This window comes from Aliidiomarina haloalkalitolerans (assembly GCF_003987315.1).
GTDB classification, from domain to species: domain Bacteria; phylum Pseudomonadota; class Gammaproteobacteria; order Enterobacterales; family Alteromonadaceae; genus Aliidiomarina; species Aliidiomarina haloalkalitolerans.
The window spans coordinates 108,819-127,517 of record NZ_PIPI01000008.1 but is presented as its reverse complement, the minus strand read 5'-3'; the positions used below and the strand labels follow the sequence as shown (position 1 = coordinate 127,517).

15 protein-coding genes are annotated in these 18,699 nt (G+C 52.2%); 13 read left to right on the top strand and 2 right to left on the bottom strand.

The features are described from left to right. Positions 1 to 88: 88 nt before the first annotated feature. Positions 89 to 1,102, bottom strand: a complete 1,014-nt coding sequence (locus CWE06_RS10660) for an ArsJ-associated glyceraldehyde-3-phosphate dehydrogenase (RefSeq protein ID WP_126793948.1) — start codon at positions 1,100 to 1,102, stop codon at positions 89 to 91. A gap of 301 nt (positions 1,103 to 1,403) precedes the next feature. On the opposite strand from CWE06_RS10660, the gene CWE06_RS10655 reads away from it, so the two are divergent. Beyond that, the gene (locus CWE06_RS10655) at positions 1,404 to 2,261 is read left to right on the top strand and encodes a transposase (protein WP_126793946.1); all 858 of its coding nucleotides are present in this window, start codon (positions 1,404 to 1,406) and stop codon (positions 2,259 to 2,261) included. 51 nt (positions 2,262 to 2,312) lie between these two features. Here the strand turns inward: CWE06_RS10655 and CWE06_RS10650 are convergent, their stop codons facing one another. Next, positions 2,313 to 3,143, bottom strand: coding sequence for a substrate-binding periplasmic protein (locus CWE06_RS10650; RefSeq protein WP_126793943.1), 831 nt, complete (start codon positions 3,141 to 3,143; stop codon positions 2,313 to 2,315). 283 nt (positions 3,144 to 3,426) lie between these two features. On the opposite strand from CWE06_RS10650, the gene CWE06_RS10645 reads away from it, so the two are divergent. The 12 genes from CWE06_RS10645 to CWE06_RS10590 all read left to right on the top strand — a co-directional run bounded on the left by CWE06_RS10645 (position 3,427) and on the right by CWE06_RS10590 (position 18,689). Continuing rightward, complete coding sequence (locus CWE06_RS10645; protein WP_126793941.1) at positions 3,427 to 3,999, top strand: TMEM165/GDT1 family protein; 573 nt, start codon at positions 3,427 to 3,429, stop codon at positions 3,997 to 3,999. 191 nt (positions 4,000 to 4,190) lie between these two features. Next, positions 4,191 to 5,765 carry a Na/Pi cotransporter family protein gene (locus CWE06_RS10640; RefSeq protein ID WP_126793938.1) on the top strand — a complete coding sequence of 525 codons (1,575 nt, stop codon included), beginning with the start codon at positions 4,191 to 4,193 and terminating at the stop codon, positions 5,763 to 5,765. A gap of 16 nt (positions 5,766 to 5,781) precedes the next feature. Beyond that, positions 5,782 to 6,747, top strand: a complete 966-nt coding sequence (locus CWE06_RS10635; protein WP_126793935.1) for a calcium/sodium antiporter — start codon at positions 5,782 to 5,784, stop codon at positions 6,745 to 6,747. Positions 6,748 to 6,950: 203 nt separating this feature from the next. Further along, positions 6,951 to 7,391, top strand: coding sequence for a DUF3429 domain-containing protein (locus tag CWE06_RS10630; RefSeq protein WP_126793932.1), 441 nt, complete (start codon positions 6,951 to 6,953; stop codon positions 7,389 to 7,391). A 3-nt stretch (positions 7,392 to 7,394) separates the two neighbouring features. Then, on the top strand, positions 7,395 to 8,147 hold the full coding sequence (locus CWE06_RS10625; RefSeq protein ID WP_126793929.1) for a 3',5'-cyclic-nucleotide phosphodiesterase: 753 nt from the start codon (positions 7,395 to 7,397) through the stop codon (positions 8,145 to 8,147). A 162-nt stretch (positions 8,148 to 8,309) separates the two neighbouring features. Continuing rightward, positions 8,310 to 9,347 carry a Fe(3+) ABC transporter substrate-binding protein gene (locus CWE06_RS10620; RefSeq protein ID WP_126793926.1) on the top strand — a complete coding sequence of 346 codons (1,038 nt, stop codon included), beginning with the start codon at positions 8,310 to 8,312 and terminating at the stop codon, positions 9,345 to 9,347. 129 nt (positions 9,348 to 9,476) lie between these two features. Continuing rightward, the gene (locus CWE06_RS10615) at positions 9,477 to 11,249 is read left to right on the top strand and encodes an ABC transporter permease (RefSeq protein WP_126793924.1); all 1,773 of its coding nucleotides are present in this window, start codon (positions 9,477 to 9,479) and stop codon (positions 11,247 to 11,249) included. Further along, positions 11,236 to 12,285, top strand: a complete 1,050-nt coding sequence (locus tag CWE06_RS10610) for an ABC transporter ATP-binding protein (RefSeq protein ID WP_420808537.1) — start codon at positions 11,236 to 11,238, stop codon at positions 12,283 to 12,285. The genes CWE06_RS10615 and CWE06_RS10610 overlap by 14 nt, the downstream gene beginning before the upstream one ends. Positions 12,286 to 12,513: 228 nt before the next feature. After that, positions 12,514 to 13,062, top strand: coding sequence for an RNA polymerase sigma factor (locus CWE06_RS10605; RefSeq protein WP_126793919.1), 549 nt, complete (start codon positions 12,514 to 12,516; stop codon positions 13,060 to 13,062). Beyond that, on the top strand, positions 13,062 to 14,129 hold the full coding sequence (locus tag CWE06_RS10600; protein WP_126793917.1) for a FecR family protein: 1,068 nt from the start codon (positions 13,062 to 13,064) through the stop codon (positions 14,127 to 14,129). Before CWE06_RS10605 ends, CWE06_RS10600 begins: the two co-directional genes overlap by 1 nt. Before the next feature lie 194 nt (positions 14,130 to 14,323). Then, on the top strand, positions 14,324 to 17,401 hold the full coding sequence (locus CWE06_RS10595) for a TonB-dependent receptor (RefSeq protein ID WP_126793915.1): 3,078 nt from the start codon (positions 14,324 to 14,326) through the stop codon (positions 17,399 to 17,401). A 67-nt stretch (positions 17,402 to 17,468) separates the two neighbouring features. Next, positions 17,469 to 18,689, top strand: a complete 1,221-nt coding sequence (locus tag CWE06_RS10590) for a M14 family metallopeptidase (RefSeq protein WP_126793913.1) — start codon at positions 17,469 to 17,471, stop codon at positions 18,687 to 18,689. The last annotated feature ends 10 nt before the right edge of the window (positions 18,690 to 18,699 follow it).

Sequence of the window (18,699 nt, the reverse complement as noted above, 5' to 3'; positions counted from 1 at the left end):
GGAACGGCGTTAGGGACCGGGGCTGGAACGGCATTGCGGACCGGGGCTGGAGCGGCATTGCAGCTACGGTCCGCAATAAGAACGGTAGCTACGAGCTTGCAGCAATGCGTTGCATCAGGTCGATGGTGCGGTTTGCATAGGCCCATTCATTGTCGTACCACGTGTAGATTTTGATGTGAGTTTTGTCAATTACGAGGGTTGAAAGGGCATCGACGATGGACGATCGCGGGTCGGTTTTGTAGTCGATAGACACAAGTGGACGCTCTTCGAAACCAAGTATGCCGCGGAGATCCTCACTTTCAGAGGCAGCCTGCAATGCGGCATTTACTTCTTCTGCAGTGGTCGGCTTTTCAACCTCGAAAACAATATCGGTCAACGAGGGGCAGTCAATCGGAACGCGCACCGCATGACCGTTAATTTTACCTTCTAGCTCCGGAAAAATTGCAGTAATCGCCTTAGCGGCCCCCGTTGTTGTCGGAATCAGTGAGCCCAAAGCGCGAGCCCGGCGAATATCCTTGTGGGGCGCATCGAGAATACTTTGCGAATTTGTCAGCGCATGGATTGTGGTCATCGAGGCATGTTTAATTCCGAAATTGTCCTTAATCACTTGAACCACGGGCGCCAAACAATTTGTTGTGCAGGAAGCGGCACTGACGATCGAATGCTCGAGCGGATCAAAGTCCGCGTCGTTCACGCCGACCACGATATTAGGAACACCCTTGCTTTTCACTGGCGCAGAAACCACAACGTGATCAACACCTTGGTCGAGAAACACCTGCAACGCTTCTTTAGTTTTGAAGACCCCAGAGGCCTCCAGAACGAGGTCGCAATTTGACCAGTCGACCGCCGACAATTCCTTGCTTTGGGTAAACCGAACTTGACGCCCATTAATTGAAATTGAATTTGGGTCACTTGTTACCCGGAGCGGCCAACGCCCATGCGTCGAGTCGAACTCTAGTAAATGCGCGGCCATGTTGCCGTCCATGCCTGGGTCGTTAATTTGCACGAACTCAAGATTTTCTGCACCGAAGCCAGCTCTCAAGGCGAGACGACCGATTCGACCAAAACCATTAATACCGACTCGAATTTTACGATGATTCATAACTACCTCTCGCTTTTCTTGTTTGTTGCATTAATCATAGCCGATTTTTCGCATTACGGACCAGGGCTGGAATGCGATTCCGGCCCCGGTCCCTAGCGGGCGCGCCTAATCCCATTCCGGCCCCGGTCCCTAGCGGGCGCGCCTAATGGCATTCCGGCCCCGGTCCGCAATCAGCTATTTATGTAGGTAATGGATTAAGACTATGGGTATTTGGAGGGAAAAGGTCTATGGTAGATGGGCTGCGAATATTGTCGCAGTTAACTAGACATCGGAAGCTTTAACGAATAGCACGGAGCTAAATATGGCACGCAAACACTGTATTAAACGCCCTTATCTCACCATGCATGTGGTTCAGCGTGGAACCAATAAATGTCAGATTTATTGGAGTGACAAGGACAGAAATTATTTCCTATTTTGGTTGCGAAAATACTCACTTAAGCATGGCGTTTTAATTCATGCTTATGCGCTTATGGATAACCACTTTCATTTATTACTGACACAAGTCAAAGAACACGCAATTTCAAAAACCATGCGAGATCTTGGTTCAAATTATGTGACCCATGTTAATAGAACTTATGAGCGTGTGGGAACACTCTATCAAGGGCGGTTTTTTGCGTCTGTTGTGGACACCGAGCAATACCTTTTAAATACCATGCGGTATATTGAAAATAACCCTTTGCGGGCCGGAATGGCGCGTACTTTATTCGCGGCTAAGTTTACTAGCTATCGAGCTAACGGGCATGGGAGACCAGATAAATTAATCTCACCTCATCCTTATTTTCTAGAGCTTGGTGAGAATCAATATGAGCGGGAGGAGAATTACCGAGACTGGTGTCGGCAAACAATTCCACCGGAAGAACTGGACGGTATACGCCAGGCGACACGGCGGAGAATTGCAATTGCCAGCCGAGAATACTGTATTTCTTTAGAGAGGGAGATCGGTGTTAGTCAGCATTATTTTAAACCCGGTAATTCTAAGAAACCTAAGGAAAAGCAGTATATTTTCTGTGATGGCGTGCACCGTGACGCTTATGATTTCACTGCACCAAAGCAGCTGCGTCTTGAACAAAAATTGGATATTGTGAGCGAGGAGCAGTTTAGACGTTGGCGGGAACTAGAAGAATTCGAAAAAGAAAAAAGAGTTAAAAAAGCATCTTAATAGATCTCCGCCTGAATCAGATTTTAATTCAGGCGGAGTTATGAGTGAGTTTTATCCACCGTATCGACGAATGAGAGAATCAATATATCCGCTGTTAATTGCTGTTCTTAAAGCATTGTTGAACGCATCGATTTCACTCTCTGAAACTGAGCTGCGTGAGAACATAATGTAAACATCAGATGAGTCCAAATGGATTTCAGTGCGAGCTATGCGTTCACTCAGGCCGCGTCGACGGATAATAGAAGCTGCAACTAAGTTGTCTTCTAAAAAGCCGTCAATATCGGCATCTAAAAGTCGCGCCATATTCATTTCATTCAAAATAGTACCGACAAACTGGTCGGAATATTCAGATTCATGCATCAATCCTTGTAAATCATCACCGTAAAAGTATTCGTTGACGACACCCATTCGGTAGCCTTCACTCAAAAATTCTTCGATGGTATCCATCGTATAGCGTGGTAATTCTTCTGCGCGAACAAATAGGCTAAATTGTTCTTGACGGTAGGGTATTGAAAAGTGGGCATATTCTCTGCGACTTTCGGTCATTGATGCGCCCATGATGAAATCAATTTCGCCGTTTTGAAGCCATTCAAGCAATTCCATCCAGCTGCCTTGCTCGGCTTTTAATGTACAACCAATTTCATTTGCAACGCGTTGGGCTATTTCAACATCAACACCGCCGACTTCACCACCGACGCTAAGGTATTGATAAGGCTCCCAACTTTCAAAGCCGAAAGTTAATTGGCAAGGAGGGCGTGGCTCAGCCGCTTGCTCGACTGCTGCTTCAAGCTCTGGAACATCAACTTCCCCTTGATTTGCTGGTGTGCAGCCCACCAACCAAGCTACAGCCACTACTAAAAACGTACTGGTTCTGAAAAACATAGAACCTCCTATCGTTATCGTTCATGTGCCTATGTTTAGTGTAGGTGCAGAATGAAGCCTCCGCCACTTTCGAAAGAGGTATATAGAACAATGAGTTGGCATTGCTGCTCGCATTGCGGACCGGGGCTGGAACGCGATTAGGGACCGGGGCTGGAATGGCGTTCGGGACCGGGGCTGGAACGGCATTCCAGCCCCGGTCCCTAACGGGTGCGCCTAATTACAAATTGCCGAAAAATAAAAAGAAATATGTTAGACTCCTCGCGCTTTTTATCTAGGGTGCGAAATGAACGAATTCTTCACGACTTTAATTGCAGTAGCTGCAGCAGAATTAGGCGACAAAACACAGTTTATCGCGTTGTTATTAGCGGCTCGCTATTCTAACCAACGCGCAGCAGTTGTTGCCGGTGTCGTGCTTTCCACTATTGTTATGCATGGAATCGCGAGTTCTCTAGGCTTCGTGTTAGGCGACTTTATGTCCGGTTCTGTGATTTCTTTCGTTGTGGGGATAGTTTTTATTATCATGGGCTTAGCTATGCTTCGCCCTGATAAAGGCGATGATGAAGATTCCAATTCGTCGAAGTATTTCAAATACGGTGCCTTTGTTGCGTCCTTCCTATTGTTAAGCTTGTCAGAAATTGCTGATAAATCTCAGATAGTTACCATGATGCTCGCCGCCCGCTATGAGACAATTGTACCGGTTGCATTAGGCGCGGTGGTTGGAATGAACTTACTATTGTTGCCGGTTGTATTCTTCGGTGCTTGGGTCACCAACCGAGTTCCAATGCATGTTATACGCTACGTTGGCTGTGTTGTATTTGTCGGGCTTGGCCTGTTTAGCATACTGAGTGAGCTGTAGCGCTGGCTCGTTCCAGCCCCGGTCCCGAACGCCATTCCAGCCCCGGTCCCTAATCGCATTCCAGCCCCGGTCCCGAACGCCATTCCAGCCCCGGTCCCTAATCGCATTCCAGCCCCGGTCCGGAATGGGGCTTACCAGCAAGTAAGAAACAAGTTATTCTATGGCGAGGAACGGTGTAGAAGGGGAAACGGATGGCGTGGACTACGGTAACGATGACGTTGGGCGGCCTCGGGCTATTGCTGTTAGGCATGGCCATGATGACCGACGGCCTGAAAGCAGCTGCTGGTAATTCTCTTGCGACATTTCTTGAACGCTCCACTCAAACCCGCTTAAAAGCTGCGTTTACAGGCTTTAGCATCACAGCACTGGTGCAAAGTAGTAGCGCGGTGATCGTCGCAACCCTCGGTTTCACAAACGCCGGCATGCTGAAATTACGCCAGGCCGCGTGGGTCGTGTTCGGTAGTAACCTCGGCACCACCATGACCGCGTGGATAGTCGCGTTGGTCGGTCTAAAAATCCGCGTCGAACTTATCGCCTTGCCGCTCATCGGCATCGGCATGTTCATGAAACTCATCTTCAAAGACAGTCGAGCCGCACATTTAGGCATGACTTTCACCGGTTTTGGCGTGTTATTCCTCGGCCTCGGATTGCTGCGCGACGCCTTTGTCGACGTTGCCGACTGGATTCCTATCGAACAACTTGGCGCCACCGGCGTGTTTGGCATTGTGCTCGGCGTGCTCATCGGTGCGCTATTAACTGCATTAATTCAGTCGTCCTCAGCCGCCATCGCAATCATTTTGACCGCATCGGTAACCGGCGTTTTGACTCCGTTGCTTGGCGCGGCGCTGGTGATAGGCGCGAACATCGGCACCACGGCCACAAGCTTATTGGCGACGATTGGCGCGACTACGAACGCGCGGCGGCTCGCACTCGTGCACGTCACCGAAAAAGTTTTCACCGCAGTAATTGCGCTGATTTTGCTCGCGCCAATGTGGTGGGTCGCTGAGTGGTTGTCGGGAGGCGACGGGCGGCAGAACATTTCAACTGGGCTGGCCCTTTATCACACTTTATTCAACTTGCTCGGCCTTGTACTTATGTGGTTTTTGGCGGATAAAATCCTGCGTCGCGTCGAACGTTGGATTAAACAACCAGAATTAACCTCGGTTAAACCGCGCTACCTCGATGACACCGTCGTTGGGATTCCGAGCATGGGTGTAGCGGCGATGCACTCCGAAATTAAGCGAGTTTTCAAACAGTTACTATTGCGAGGGCGTACCGTTTTAGACCCGGACGCACCCAAACCCGAAGAGGAAATGGACACCAAAGCGTTGCTTGAGACTATCCAAGATTTTGGCAATCGACTCGCAACCAAGGCTCCACTGGATGATTCTGCCGAGCAATTTCTGAATCTAAGTTGGGCGCGTGAAGAATGCCTCGAACTACGGGAAACGTTCCATATTTTGGCGAACTTACCGCGTAATGACATCGAAAAGGCATTTTCGGATGAGCTGCGTGAGGCGTTACTGAAGTTGCTCCGCACGGGTGACTTAAAAGCCATGAGTATAGAAGAGCGGGCGGCACACTTAGAAACGATACGTAGTGCCCGTCGCGCAAGGCGTGCAGAGCTTTTGAATGAAGTTCGTGACAATCAAAAGGCTGCGCCTTTAGTGACGAGTTACCTGCACATTATTAGTTTGTTCGAAGACTGCGCGAAGCGAATCGTGCACGTTGCCGCAACAATTTATCCAACCAACGAGATAGATTAAATAACGAGGAATATCGATGCTTTTAGCAGCAGTTGCAGTCATTTTTGGTCTGGTTTTGCTAATTTGGTCCGCTGACCGATTTATCGATGGCGCAGCCGCGACCGCTCGACATTTAGGCATGTCGCCACTTTTAATCGGTATGCTCATCATCGGTTTCGGTACTTCAGCGCCAGAAATGGTGGTGTCGGCTTTCGCTGCCGTCGGCGGAAACCCGGGCCTTGCGCTTGGAAACGCGTTCGGCTCGAACACCGCCAACATCGGCATGGTGCTCGGTATTACCGCATTAATCGCACCGATAACCGTGCAGTCGAATGTATTGCGCCGAGAAATGCCGGTTTTAATCGGTGTAACTGTGTTGGCTGGGTGGTTGATTTTTGACGGCAACATCAGTGCGCGTGACGCTTGGATTTTGTTGGTGTTATTTTTCGCGGTTATGGGTTGGTCGATCAAACAGGGTTTGAATGGCGAAGACGCGCTAGGATTAGAAACCGAAGCAGAAATTGACAGCCACCCGATGCCATTAAAGAAAGCCTTGATTTGGTTGGTGATCGGCTTGGTTCTGCTGATTTTAAGCTCGCGCGTTTTGGTGTGGGGCGCGGTCGAAATTGCCGAAGCATTCGGGGTGAGTGACCTGGTTATCGGCCTGACCATTGTTGCCATCGGCACGTCTCTGCCGGAGTTGGCGAGCGCCATCGCAGCAATTCGCAAAAATGAGCACGACTTGGCGTTGGGTAATGTCATCGGATCGAACTTATTTAATACCTTGGCCGTAGTGGGAATTGCCGGTGCGATTCAACCGTTCGAGCTTGAAGCGGCCGTGTTAACTCGCGACTACGCGGTAATGGCGTTAATGACTTTATGTATTTTGCTGTTTGCCTTCCGCGTCAAAAAGGCTCGCCGGCCAGGGCGGATTAATCGCCTCGAAGGTGGCTTTTTCGTCGTCGCCTATGTAGGTTACCTAGCGTGGATCATAGCTGGTTAATTGCGCGCATTGCGCGCGCCCGTTAGGGACCGGGGCTGGAATGACGTTAGGGACCGGGGCTGGAATGGCGTTAGGGACCGGGGCTGGAACGGCGTTAGGGACCGGGGCTGGAATGGCATTAGGGACCGGGGCTGGAATGGCGTTAGGGACCGGGACTGGAATGGCATTAGAGCCCGTAGCTGGAATGAGGAAAGAGCAGAGATATGAATGAAGCAACGATAGTGACAGCGAACCGCTTAACATGGGCGGGCATTGTACCGTTTTTGGGCAGCGCCATTTTAGGGGCAATCGGTGTTTGGCAGGACCAACTCGCGCACGCCTTCCTTATATATAGTGCTGTGATTCTGTCGTTCCTTGGCGGCATCCATTGGGGCTTAGTCATGGCGGGCCGCCTCGAGAACCCGCAAGGCTCGCTAATAATCTGCATGTTCCCAAGCCTTGCAGCGTGGGGAGCGGTCGCGTTTTTGCCAGTGCTGTGGGCAATCGCGGCACTCGGATTCATCTATTTAATTTGGTTGCGCTACGACATCCGCCGCGTCAACGAAAAATGGTACGAACAAATCCGCCAACCGGTCACATTCGTCGTCGCCGGAAGCCATTTTTTATGGTTCATCACGCTCGCGACTGAGTTGAGAGTAGGGTAAGTCATGGCAATTCGCGTTCTTGGTTGCTCGGGCGGACTCGATTCCGCCGGCGGCAGCACTTGCATTCGAGTAGGAGAGAATATCCTTATTGATGCCGGCACCGGATTGAGCGCGCTGAGCATCGATGAGATGCGCAAAATTGAGCACATTTTTTTGACGCACTCGCACATGGATCACATTGCGGCTTTACCGATGTTTCTCAGCAATATGTTTGAGAAGGTCGACCACCAGGTAAAGGTGTACGCACAGGCGCACACGATTGAGAAGCTCACCACGCATATTTTCAATAATGAAATTTGGCCTGACTTTCGCAAAGTACCTACAGCCCAGAGCCCAATTGTGAAATTTATCGAAACCGCACCTGGTGATTCATTCCAGCTACGGTCCCTAATGCCATTCGGGACCGGGGCTGGAATGCTGACGTTGTTTCCGGTAGACCATACGGTGCCGACTGTTGGGGTTTCGGTGCGCGATGACAGCAGTCATTTTGTGTTCACGTCTGACACCACAGCCGGTGATTTACTTGACCGTGAGTTGAATAAGCTCGGTGAAATCGATGTGCTTATGATCGAGTGTTCGTTCACTGATGATAAGCATGAGCTTGCGGTGCAAACGAAACATATGACGCCGCAAATGGTAGATAATACGCTGAGTAATTTATCTCGAGCCCCGAAAGAGGTCTGGATTAGCCACCTTAAGCCTTCTTGTGCAGCCGAACTACGTCCGCAGTTATCTAAGAAATACAAGGTGTTGTAGTTCCAGCTACGGTCCGCAATGCGATTCCAGCCCCGGTCCCTAATGCCATTCCAGCCCCGGTCCCTAATCAATTAGAGGTACTCCGTAAAGTAAATGATAACTATTGTCATTTGCGTTAAGTTTTCGTACACTAGGAACCCTCAAAAACGAGGAGGTACGAAGATGTCTCGAGGTCTAAAAATTCTAGTGACGGCGCTGACCGCGACGGTTGCAGCAACGGCGATTACGGCTTGTAGTGGTGGTAGTGATGATCAGGTCAACCTGTATTCTTCGCGCAACGAAGGTTTAATTAAACCGCTGCTCGACGAATTTACTGCGGAAACCGGTATTCGAGTGAACTTGCTGACGGGCTCGGGCGATGGGCTGTTATCGCGCTTGCAAAGCGAAGGCCAAAATACGCCGGCGGACCTTTTCCTTACTGTTGATGCGGGTGCATTGCATCGTGCGAAGCAAGCTGATTTATTCCAGCCGGTGACCACACAAGCACTTAGCGAAAAAATCCCCGAGCATTTAAAAGATCAAGAAAATCATTGGTATGGCCTGAGTATGCGGGCGCGTCCGATTTTCTACGCGATTGACCGCGTCGACCCAAGTGAAATTACCGATTACATGGACCTTGCCAACGAAAAATGGCGCGGTCGCATTTGCGTGCGCTCGTCGGACAACATCTATAACCAGTCCATGGTTGCGGCGCTGATTGATCATCACGGCGAAGCGGCAACGGAAGAGTGGGCGCGTGGTTTAGTGGCCAATTTTGCGCGTAGCCCAGTTGGTGGTGACCGCGACCAGATTCATGCAGTTGCTTCTGGCGTGTGTGATATCGCGATAGCAAACACTTACTATTTTGGCGGAATGGTGAATAGCGACAGCGCTACCAACCGCGACACGGTGAGCAAAGTTGCTATCGCTTGGCCGGCGCAAGACAGTTACGGCGTGCACGTGAATGTGTCGGGTATTGGCCTGATTAAGCACGCTCGCAACGAAGAAAATGCTAAGAAACTCATGGACTTCCTTGCTTCGCGCCAAGCACAGACTTGGTATGCAAATGCGAACTCGGAGTACCCGGTGAACCCGGAAGCAGAGTGGAGCGAAACGCTGCAGAGCTGGGGCGAGTTTAAGGCTGACGACATTTCGATGTCGGTGCTGGGTGAAAACAATGCAACGGCGGTACGCCTGATGGATCGTGCAGGATGGCGCTAATCCACCGCGCAGCACATACCGGATTAGGGACCGTAGCTGGAATCGCATTCCAGCCCCGGTTCGCAATGCCATTCCAGCCCCGGTCCGCAATGCCATTCCAGCTACGGTCCGCAATGCGGAAAGAGGCAAATGGTTAACGCGCTCCGCAACTCGCTAATCAACGCCCGCAAAGGCTTCTGGGCGACGTGGCAGCAATTGTCATTGCCCATCGTGGCGCTGATTATATGCTTGCCACTCATTGTTGTCGGCGTCAGTTTTTTCATCGGCCTCGCTGGAGAAGAACAACGCGCGACGCTTGCGCACCTGTTCGACAACGTCATCGGCGAATACGTCCGCCACAGCGCCATCCTCATGGTCGGCGTCGGCTTACTCGTCCTCGTCATCGGCGTCACAGCAGCGTGGCTAACCACCGCCTGCGAATTCCCCGGCGTGAAATGGCTGCGCTGGGCACTATTATTACCCTTGGCCATGCCGGCCTACATCACCGCCTACACCTACAGCGGCATGCTCAGCTTCGAAGGCCCGGTACAAAGCGGCCTGCGCGCCATCACCGGCTGGCAACTCGGCGACTATTTCTTCCCAGAAATTCGCTCGCTCACCGGCGCCATCCTCGTCATGGGCTTCGTGCTTTTCCCCTACGTTTACCTAATTACCCGCGCCGCTTTCATCGAGCAAAGCCGCGCCGCTATTGAGGCCGGCCGTACTTTAGGGCTCGGACCGTGGGCCAGTTTTTACCGCGTCGCCTTACCCATGGCGCGCCCAGCGATCGCCACCGGCGTCACCCTCGCGCTCATGGAAACCCTCGCCGACTACGGCACCGTGCACTTTTACGGCGTCACCACCTTCACCACCGGCATATTCCGGACCTGGTACGGAATGGCGGACAAAGTCGGCGCGCTGCAACTCGCCAGCCTATTATTAAGCGCCGTGGTCATCTTGATGGTGGTCGAGCGAATCTCCCGAAAACAGTCACGCTACCACCACGCAGGCCGCGCCCAGCAAGGCTCACGCGCCATGAAACTAAAAGGCTTCAAAGCCTTCGCCGCTTTCACCGCGTGCTTTTTACCGGTGCTTTTCGGCTTCCTGCTACCCGCGCTGCAACTATTAGTTTGGTCCTACGACCGCCTCGACACTTGGCTCGACCCGAACTTCTGGAACCTCATCGGCAACAGCTTAACACTTGCCGCTTTGGCCGCCATTATTACCGTCATTTTTGCGTTGTGGCTGTGCTACGGCAAACGCGTCGCGGGCAAGCGGACCATCGCTGGCAACGGAGCTACCATCGCTAAAATCACCCGCGGCAGCGTCGCCTTTGCGTCACTCGGCTACGCCATTCCGGGCGTGGTCATCGCCGTCGGCGTCTTAGTGCCACTGACCTGGCTCGACCATCGCATTATCAGCTTCAGCGAAAGCGTATTCGGCGTGAACCCAGGCCTGCTCCTATCAGGCACAATAATTGCCTTATTATTCGCGTACTTAGTGCGATTTTTGTCGATCTCCATTCAAACCGTCGACAGCGGATTAAGCCAAATCAGCCACGCCATGGACGAGTCGGGACGCATTCTCGGCCTGAAATCGAAAGAAGTTTTAACGCGCATCCATTTTCCATTATTACGCACCAGTTTGCTCACCGCAGGCATCTTGGTTTTCGTTGACGTATTGAAAGAATTACCCGCAACATTGGTGTTAAGACCGTTTAATTTCAACACGTTAGCCGTACGCGCCTACGAGATGGCAGGGGACGAGCGGTTAGCGGACGCCGGGCCAGCCGCCTTGATGATCGTGCTAGCCGGGTTAATTCCAGTGATTTTATTGAGCCGAGCGATGAATCGCCGGCAGCAGCAAGAAGCACGGGCGCTCGATCCGCGTCCGGGGGAGATTTATGAGCCTGTTAAAGCTTAGTGGCGTCGAGGTCGGATACGGCCGCAACACGATTGTCGACAACGTGACGTTCTCCTTAAAAGAAGGTGAAATCGGCTGTTTGCTGGGCCCAAGCGGCTGCGGTAAAACCACGTTACTGCGCGCCATTGCAGGCTTTGAGCCGGTGTCGGCGGGGCGTATTGAACTTGCCGGGCAACTCGTTAGCTCGCCTGCGCAGCAACTGCCGCCGGAGAAGCGCGGCGTTGGCATGGTGTTTCAGGATTTTGCGCTATTTCCTCACCTGACCGTGTTCGAAAATGTCGCGTTTGGCATTCGCCACCAACCGACAGACGAACAGCGCAAGCGGGTGAACCAGCTTTTGTCGCATGTCGGCTTGGCCGGTTATGGGCCGCGTTATCCGCATCAATTGTCGGGTGGTCAGCAGCAGCGGATTGCCTTGGCGCGAGCGTTGGCACCGAAGCCGCGCTTGTTGTTGCTCGACGAACCATTCAGTAGCTTAGACGCTGAATTGCGTGAGTCGCTCGCAACTGAAGTTCGTAAGTTATTGAAAGAAGAAGGGATTACTGCGTTGCTAGTGACGCATGATCAGCAAGAAGCATTTGCCTTGGCGGACCGAGCAGGGGTGATGTACCACGGCCGGTTGTTGCAGTGGGACACGCCGTATGGGCTTTACCACCAGCCGTCGCACCATTTAGTTGCAGACTTCATCGGCGTTGGCGTGTTGATGCACGGGCAAATTACCGACGACCTGAAAGTGCAAACTGCGCTCGGTTTGTTAGTCGGTGACGACGTGCCGCGCGGTGCCGAAGGCGAAGCGGTGGACGTGCTGATTCGTCCCGACGACATCGTCATTGATGATAGCGCCGAACGTCGCGCCCGCATTGTTGCGCGTGGCTTTCGCGGCTCACACTTTTTATACACCGCCGAACTCGGCGACGGCAGCCACGTACTCTGCATGGCCTCGTCGCACCACGAATACGCCGTCGGCCAAGACGTCGGCCTGCGCCTCAACCTCGATCACCTCGTCCTGTTCCCCGCCGGTTATTGCGACACCTAGCTCCGCATTGTGGCCCGTAGCTGGAATGGCATTGTAGCCCGTAGCTGGAATGGCATTGTAGCCCGTAGCTGGAATGGCATTGTAGCCCGTAGCTGGAATGGCATTAGGGACCGGGGCTGGAATGCGATTCCGAACCGTAGCTGGAATGCGAAACATTACAAATTTTCTGGAGGGGAGAGGGTTTTTTCGCGTATATAAGGGTATGGGAATTCATTCGGTTGGAAATCTGTGCTTTACGTAATCAAGGACAAGCCGCAAAAACAGAGTCGAGATAAGTTTCTCGAACTGTTAATTCAAGAACATGATTCTGCGCTGCGGCGTTTTATTCGTGTGCGAATTAGCGTACCTTCAGATTGCGACGATATTATCCAAGATTTATATTCACGTTTAGCGCAGATTGAAGATTTAGAAGCTCAGGTTGAGGAGCGACTCGACACTGTAAGAAACTATCTTTTCCAAATAGCAGTTAATCTTATTCGTGATCGATATCGAAAGTCAGTCGTAAGGAAAGAGGCGGATCATATTTCCGGCGAGGCCATGAATATAGTCACAACGCTCACATCACCAGAACGCCAGTTAGAGGGCAAGCGGCGATTGCAGCAAATTCAACAGGCTCTGAGTAAAATTAAGCCGGAATATCAGCAAGCATTCTTACTTAGTCGGATGGATAATATGAGTTACAGGGAAATTAGTGACACGATGGGAATTTCTGTGAGTACGGTTGAGAAGTATATTTCAGCGGCTCTATTAGCAGTGCGCGAGAAGGTGATGGGCTAATGAATAAAAAATTAACCACGCAAGAGCAAGCTGCATATTATGTTACTCGAATTCATTCGGGAGAATTATCAGCGCAAGAAGAGCGTGAAATTCTCGCGTGGCGAAAACTAAGTTCGCAAAACGAAGCTGAATTTCAAACCATGCTTAATCTTTGGGATTTGAGCAATAGTTTATACCAGCCCGTGAAATCCAAATATGCCCGCAAGCGTCGCTACGCATTTTGGGGGCTTTCAACTGCTGCAACGATAGCGATTTCCGCTCTACTTATATACACGTTAAATCCATTGGTGAGCCCAACCGGTGTACCATCTGAGCTGCCTGTTGTTTCCGTTCAAGAAAATGACGAATCTTTTCAAAGTGTTAAAGAGTCCGCTCCGGAAGTGCCGAAAATAGAACGTCGCTATGTTATGACCGAATCAGGAGAAGTTGATACGGTGGGACTTTCCGATGGCACCTCGGTCACTCTGAACACGCAAACTGTCTTGCAAGTTTCGTTCAATGAGTATGAGAGAAATGTGATTTTGCTTGAGGGTGAGGCGTTTTTTGATGTGACTTCTGACCCGTCACGACCGTTTATTATCGACACTGGCTCTCAGAAAATTCGCGTGATTGGGACGAAATTTAATGTGCGTAAGTCAAACGGTGACGTTCGAGTCGCGGTTGTCGAAGGCACGGTTTCGGTTTCACGTAGCCAGCGACCTGACCAAGATGACGGCGTAGATGCTGAAACTGCTACAGATTATGTCCTGAATGCGGGAAGCGTCGGGTCTTTCTCGGAAACCGCAGAAGTTGTTGTTCCCTCAAGCTTTGAGCAAGTCACTGATGCGCAAAGTTGGCGCCAAGGTGTTTTCCGTTTTGACGAGGAACGTTTGGACGTTGTGGTTAAAGAGTTTAATCGTTACCGCACACGCAAGCTTCGGATTGTTGATTCGGAAGCTGCCGACTTACGTATCAGTGGCGTATTTCACTTCGGCCGAGGCGAAGGCCTTGTTGACGCATTACGCGCGACCTTACCTATTGAAATCGAAGAGACTAATACCGAGTTATTAGTTCATATCCGCGAATAGCATCTGAGAACCCGCGAGAACTCATACGGTTAGCATTCCAGCTACGGTCCCTAATGCGATTCCAGCTACGGTCCCTAATGCCATTCCAGCTACGGTCCCTAATGCCATTCCAGCTACGGTCCGCAATTAATGGAGGGATCTTGAAGGGGGTGCGTATACATTAGTGATAATTCAAAAAAAATAAGGTAACAACAATGTCTAATCACGGTTTTAAACTTGGGTATCTCGCCCGCTGTACGTTACTGGCGCTGGGGGCGTCGCTAACGGTACCTCTCGCAATTACGGCGGCGAATGCTGCTGACGAGCCCGCGCAGGAAATTAATATTCCGGCGCAAAACGCTGCCAGCGCATTACTGGAACTGGCTGAAGAAGCCAATGTTCAAATCATCTTCTCCCCGGAAGCGCTACGGTCAGTCAATGCTCCTGCAATTGCAGGGCAACTGACCGTTAGCGAAGCCATTCAACGCATCCTCAGCAATACTCAGCTTGAGTTTGTGAAACAAAACGACACCCTCTACGTCGTCCGCGACCGCAACAATAGCAGCGACAGCACAGAAACTGCGGAAACCGATCGGGTTGAACGCATTCAAGTGGTGGGGTCGAACATTCGTGGTGCTCGCTCGGCTGGGGCATTACCGGTTACGTCGCTAAACGAAGAAGACATTATCAACACCAACGCCATGAGCGGCGACGAACTATTGCGCTCGATTCCACAAATTGGTGACGTTGCGTTTAACAACGAACGAGTGATTGGTGGTGTTAATGACGCGCGCGGCGACGTTAGTTCAATTAACTTAAGAGGCATCGGCACCGGTTACACATTGACGACATTAAACGGTCGTCGATTGGTACTCCACCCGGGCACGCAAACCGAAAACTTCGTGCCAGTTGCCACCGTCAACTCGAACACCTTACCGGTGCGCGGCTTGGCTCGCCTTGAAGTACTAAGAGACGGCGCAGCCGCAATCTACGGTTCTGACGCGATTGCCGGTGTGGTTAACTATGTCTTGAAAGACGACGTCGACACCACTGAAATCTCGGTTAGCCATGGCGGTACCGACGGGACAAATTTTGCGCAAACCACCATTAACGCACTCACCGGTTTACGCTTTAACGACGGCCGCACCTACTTAAGCTTGTCGGGCGCCTACTACAATCGCGACGGCATGATGGCCAGCGAACGCAGCTATTCGGCTAGCCTCGACACGCGCTTTCACCCCGGCGTACCAGAGCGATTTCAAGGTGCGGGTGCACTCGACGGCCGCTTGTTAGCAAGCCCGTGGGGCACGTTTTGGAGCCCAAGTAACGGCACATTCCACTTACTGCCGAGCGACCAAGGTAACTGCTCGATTGCCATCGACGACAACGTATGTGGTGCCGGCGGCTCGTTGCCAACTGACTGGCGTTATGACGCAGCGGTGGAACGGTCGATGACCTCAGACGTTGAACGCTTCAACGTGTTCGGCTACCTAACCCACGAAATTAGCGCAACCACCGAATTGTTTGCGGAAGCCTTGTGGTACTCGGCCGAGTCAATTCGCTTACGCGAGCAAAACGCCAACCTCGCTGCTCAGCGCTTCACCATTGCCGCCGACGCTGCTTACAACCCATTCGGCGAAGACGTTGAAATTCGCAACATTCGCCCAACGGACACCGGCCCGCGCCGCATTGTCGTGGAAGACTACAGCTATCGCTTGCTGACCGGCTTGCGCGGCATGCACCAAAACTGGGACTGGGAATCGGCGGTACTTTACTCGTTAGCCAACACGCTCGACACTGACCGCAATCGGATTCGTGCCGACGCATTTCAGGCGGCGATTAACCAAACCGACCCAAACCTCGCCTACAACCCATTTATTGGTGGCGACCCGCTGAACCCTAACACCGGCATTGGCCCACGCAACGCCCAGTCGGTCATTGACACCTTTACCGTTGACGTGACGCGGGAAAGTGAAACCGAGCTGGCATTATGGGACTTCAAAGTGTCGAGCCCAGACGCCCTTTATTGGTATGCGGGAGACATCGGCATGGCGGCCGGCGTCGAGTTTCGCTATGAGAGTTATTCCGACAAACGCGACCCATTGCTAAGTGGCGAAATCCCGCAATTTGACCTCGTCACCGGCGATTTACTGTCGGACAGCAACGCCCTTGGATCAAGCGCGACCCCATCGGCGAGCGGCAGTCGTGAAGTGTATTCGGCGTTTCTTGAGCTTGACGTACCCTTGCATGAAACCGTGAACATGCAGTTGGCAGCACGTTTTGAGAGCTTCTCGGACGTTGGTTCAGTGACCAAACCAAAAGTAGCGCTAAGCTGGGCACCGCATGACATGGTGCAATTCCGGGCGGCGTACGCTGAAGGTTTCCGGGCACCGAACTTGCCGCAAGTCGTTGAAGACGGCGTGGTGCGTTCGAACACGCGCTATGATCCGCTGCTGGATCAACGTTATGGCGTGGCCGAAATTCGTGGTGGTAACACCGACCTCGAGCCGGAAGAAAGTAAGCATTTGTCGTATGGTGTCGCCCTTGCGCCGGTGCAGAACATGTTGATTACCGTCGACTTTTGGGACATCGAGCAAAAAGGCATTGTTGGTATTTTGAACAGCCAAACGCACCTTTTGTATGATGCATACCTGCGCGCCAACGGTGAAGTGAACCCGGCGATTGTGCGTGACGAAGACGGCTTTGTTAGCCACGTGGTGAACACCTACTCGAACCTGAACCCGCGGTCGATTGCAGGGATGGACGTGATGTTCAACTACCGCTTTGACACCGATTACGGACGCTTCGATTTTCGGGTGAACGTGGCGCAACTGAAGAAGTTTGAGCAAACGCCAGACCCAATTAGTGCGCTGGTTTTGCGTGAACAAGCGGCGGGTAACCCGGCGGTGCCAGACAACATTGCCGTGCTTGGCGCGGGGGACTTGCTGGCGATTAACGGTAACCCAGAATGGCGCGCGAATGCGTCGTTGAACTGGCGCTATAACCAGTGGAACGTGAACGGTCGGATGAACTACATTGGCCGCTTTGCGAGCACTTGGGTGCGGACTTCAGACGGCGAAGATCTGCCGATTCCGGTATGGCGCACCTATGACTTGAATGCGTCGTATCAGTTCAGCGAAGGCAGCAAGCTTGGGAATACGCGCCTGCGTGTGGGTGTGCGTAACTTGACCGACAAGGCGCCGCCAGTGACCAGTGGCAGCTTCGGTTACGTGTCGGACGTGCATTCGAACCGTGGTCGTTACATCTTCGGCGATATCACTTATCGCTTCTAAGCAGGAACGGGCGTCCTTTTGACGAAGGGCGCCCGTTTTTTGTCTTTCAATCTTCGTGGGCATTCATGTGAAAAATTATTTATTACGAACAAGTGTCGTCGTTGCTGCTGCGAGTGTGATGTTGAGCGCATGCGGTGGTGCGGCGCCAGTTGGAACGACGACTGCGTCGGCAGGGCTGTATGAGTTTGACGAGCAAGCAGCGGCAGTTGCGCGGGCGGAGTCATTAGGGCACGCGTGCGTGTTTGACGGCGTTGAAGTGCGTTATGACTTTCCGCAAGCGCGCGTGGACGGTTGTGAGCAGCGCGAGGACGGCACGATTGTGGTGATGACGGGGCCGGAGAATCAGCCGATTAACCCAAGCCCTTGGTATGCATTTCAGGTTGTTGCTGCCGAGCCGCAAACAGTAGCGCTGGAAGTGTTGGCGCTGGAACGAGGGCGTGCGCGGTATAACCCAAAAGTAAGTACGGACGGGGCAAGTTGGCAAGACATCGAACATAGCAAAAGCGACCATTCGATTTACTTCTCGTTGGACGTTGGGCCGCAGCCGGTTTGGGTCGCCGGACAAGAAATGTTTGGCAATGACGACTATTGGCAATGGGTTGATGGGCTGGCGCGTGAATATGAGTTGCGGCGTTTTACCATTGGCTACAGTGCGCAAGGGCGGCAGATGCCGGCGCTAGTGAGTTACGGGTCGGGTGACGAATGGTTGGTGTTAATTGGTCGGCAACATCCACCCGAGTTGACGGGTGCAATGGCAATGCGGGCATTTGTGGAAGAAATGCTGAGTGAAGGGGCGGAATTTTTAGATCGTTATAACGTGTTGATTGCACCAAACTTGAACCCGGATGGCGTGGCGTTGGGGAACTGGCGGCATAGTACTGGCGGGCTGGACTTGAATCGTGATTGGTTCGACCGTTCACAGCCAGAAATTGCGGCGGTTCATACTTACTTGCAGCAAATTGTCGCGGAAGGCGGTGACTTGGTGTACGGCGTCGATTTTCATTCGACCTGGCGCAACGTGTATTACACCATGCCGGTGGATTACGTGGCGCGCGAGTCGACGTTCAGCCAAGAGTGGCTGCAGCGATTAGGCGCAGCGGTGCCGTATGAAGTGGAAGAGCAAGCCAGCGCAGCACCTGGCCGGGGTATCTTCAAACAATACATGGCCGACGAATATGGCGTACATTCAGTGACTTACGAAGTGGGTGACGAAACTGACCGCGGTGAAATCGATACCACCGCCCGCGCCGCCGCCCGAGTCCTTATGCAGTACATGCTCGAGCGCTAGTATTGCGGAC

Coding starts and splice junctions, on each gene's coding strand:
- CWE06_RS10660 (WP_126793948.1), bottom strand. CDS start 1,102: ATGAATCATCGTAAAATTCGAGTCGGTATTAATGGTTTTGGTCGAATC.
- CWE06_RS10655 (WP_126793946.1), top strand. CDS start 1,404: ATGGCACGCAAACACTGTATTAAACGCCCTTATCTCACCATGCATGTG.
- CWE06_RS10650 (WP_126793943.1), bottom strand. CDS start 3,143: ATGTTTTTCAGAACCAGTACGTTTTTAGTAGTGGCTGTAGCTTGGTTG.
- CWE06_RS10645 (WP_126793941.1), top strand. CDS start 3,427: ATGAACGAATTCTTCACGACTTTAATTGCAGTAGCTGCAGCAGAATTA.
- CWE06_RS10640 (WP_126793938.1), top strand. CDS start 4,191: ATGGCGTGGACTACGGTAACGATGACGTTGGGCGGCCTCGGGCTATTG.
- CWE06_RS10635 (WP_126793935.1), top strand. CDS start 5,782: ATGCTTTTAGCAGCAGTTGCAGTCATTTTTGGTCTGGTTTTGCTAATT.
- CWE06_RS10630 (WP_126793932.1), top strand. CDS start 6,951: ATGAATGAAGCAACGATAGTGACAGCGAACCGCTTAACATGGGCGGGC.
- CWE06_RS10625 (WP_126793929.1), top strand. CDS start 7,395: ATGGCAATTCGCGTTCTTGGTTGCTCGGGCGGACTCGATTCCGCCGGC.
- CWE06_RS10620 (WP_126793926.1), top strand. CDS start 8,310: ATGTCTCGAGGTCTAAAAATTCTAGTGACGGCGCTGACCGCGACGGTT.
- CWE06_RS10615 (WP_126793924.1), top strand. CDS start 9,477: ATGGTTAACGCGCTCCGCAACTCGCTAATCAACGCCCGCAAAGGCTTC.
- CWE06_RS10600 (WP_126793917.1), top strand. CDS start 13,062: ATGAATAAAAAATTAACCACGCAAGAGCAAGCTGCATATTATGTTACT.
- CWE06_RS10595 (WP_126793915.1), top strand. CDS start 14,324: ATGTCTAATCACGGTTTTAAACTTGGGTATCTCGCCCGCTGTACGTTA.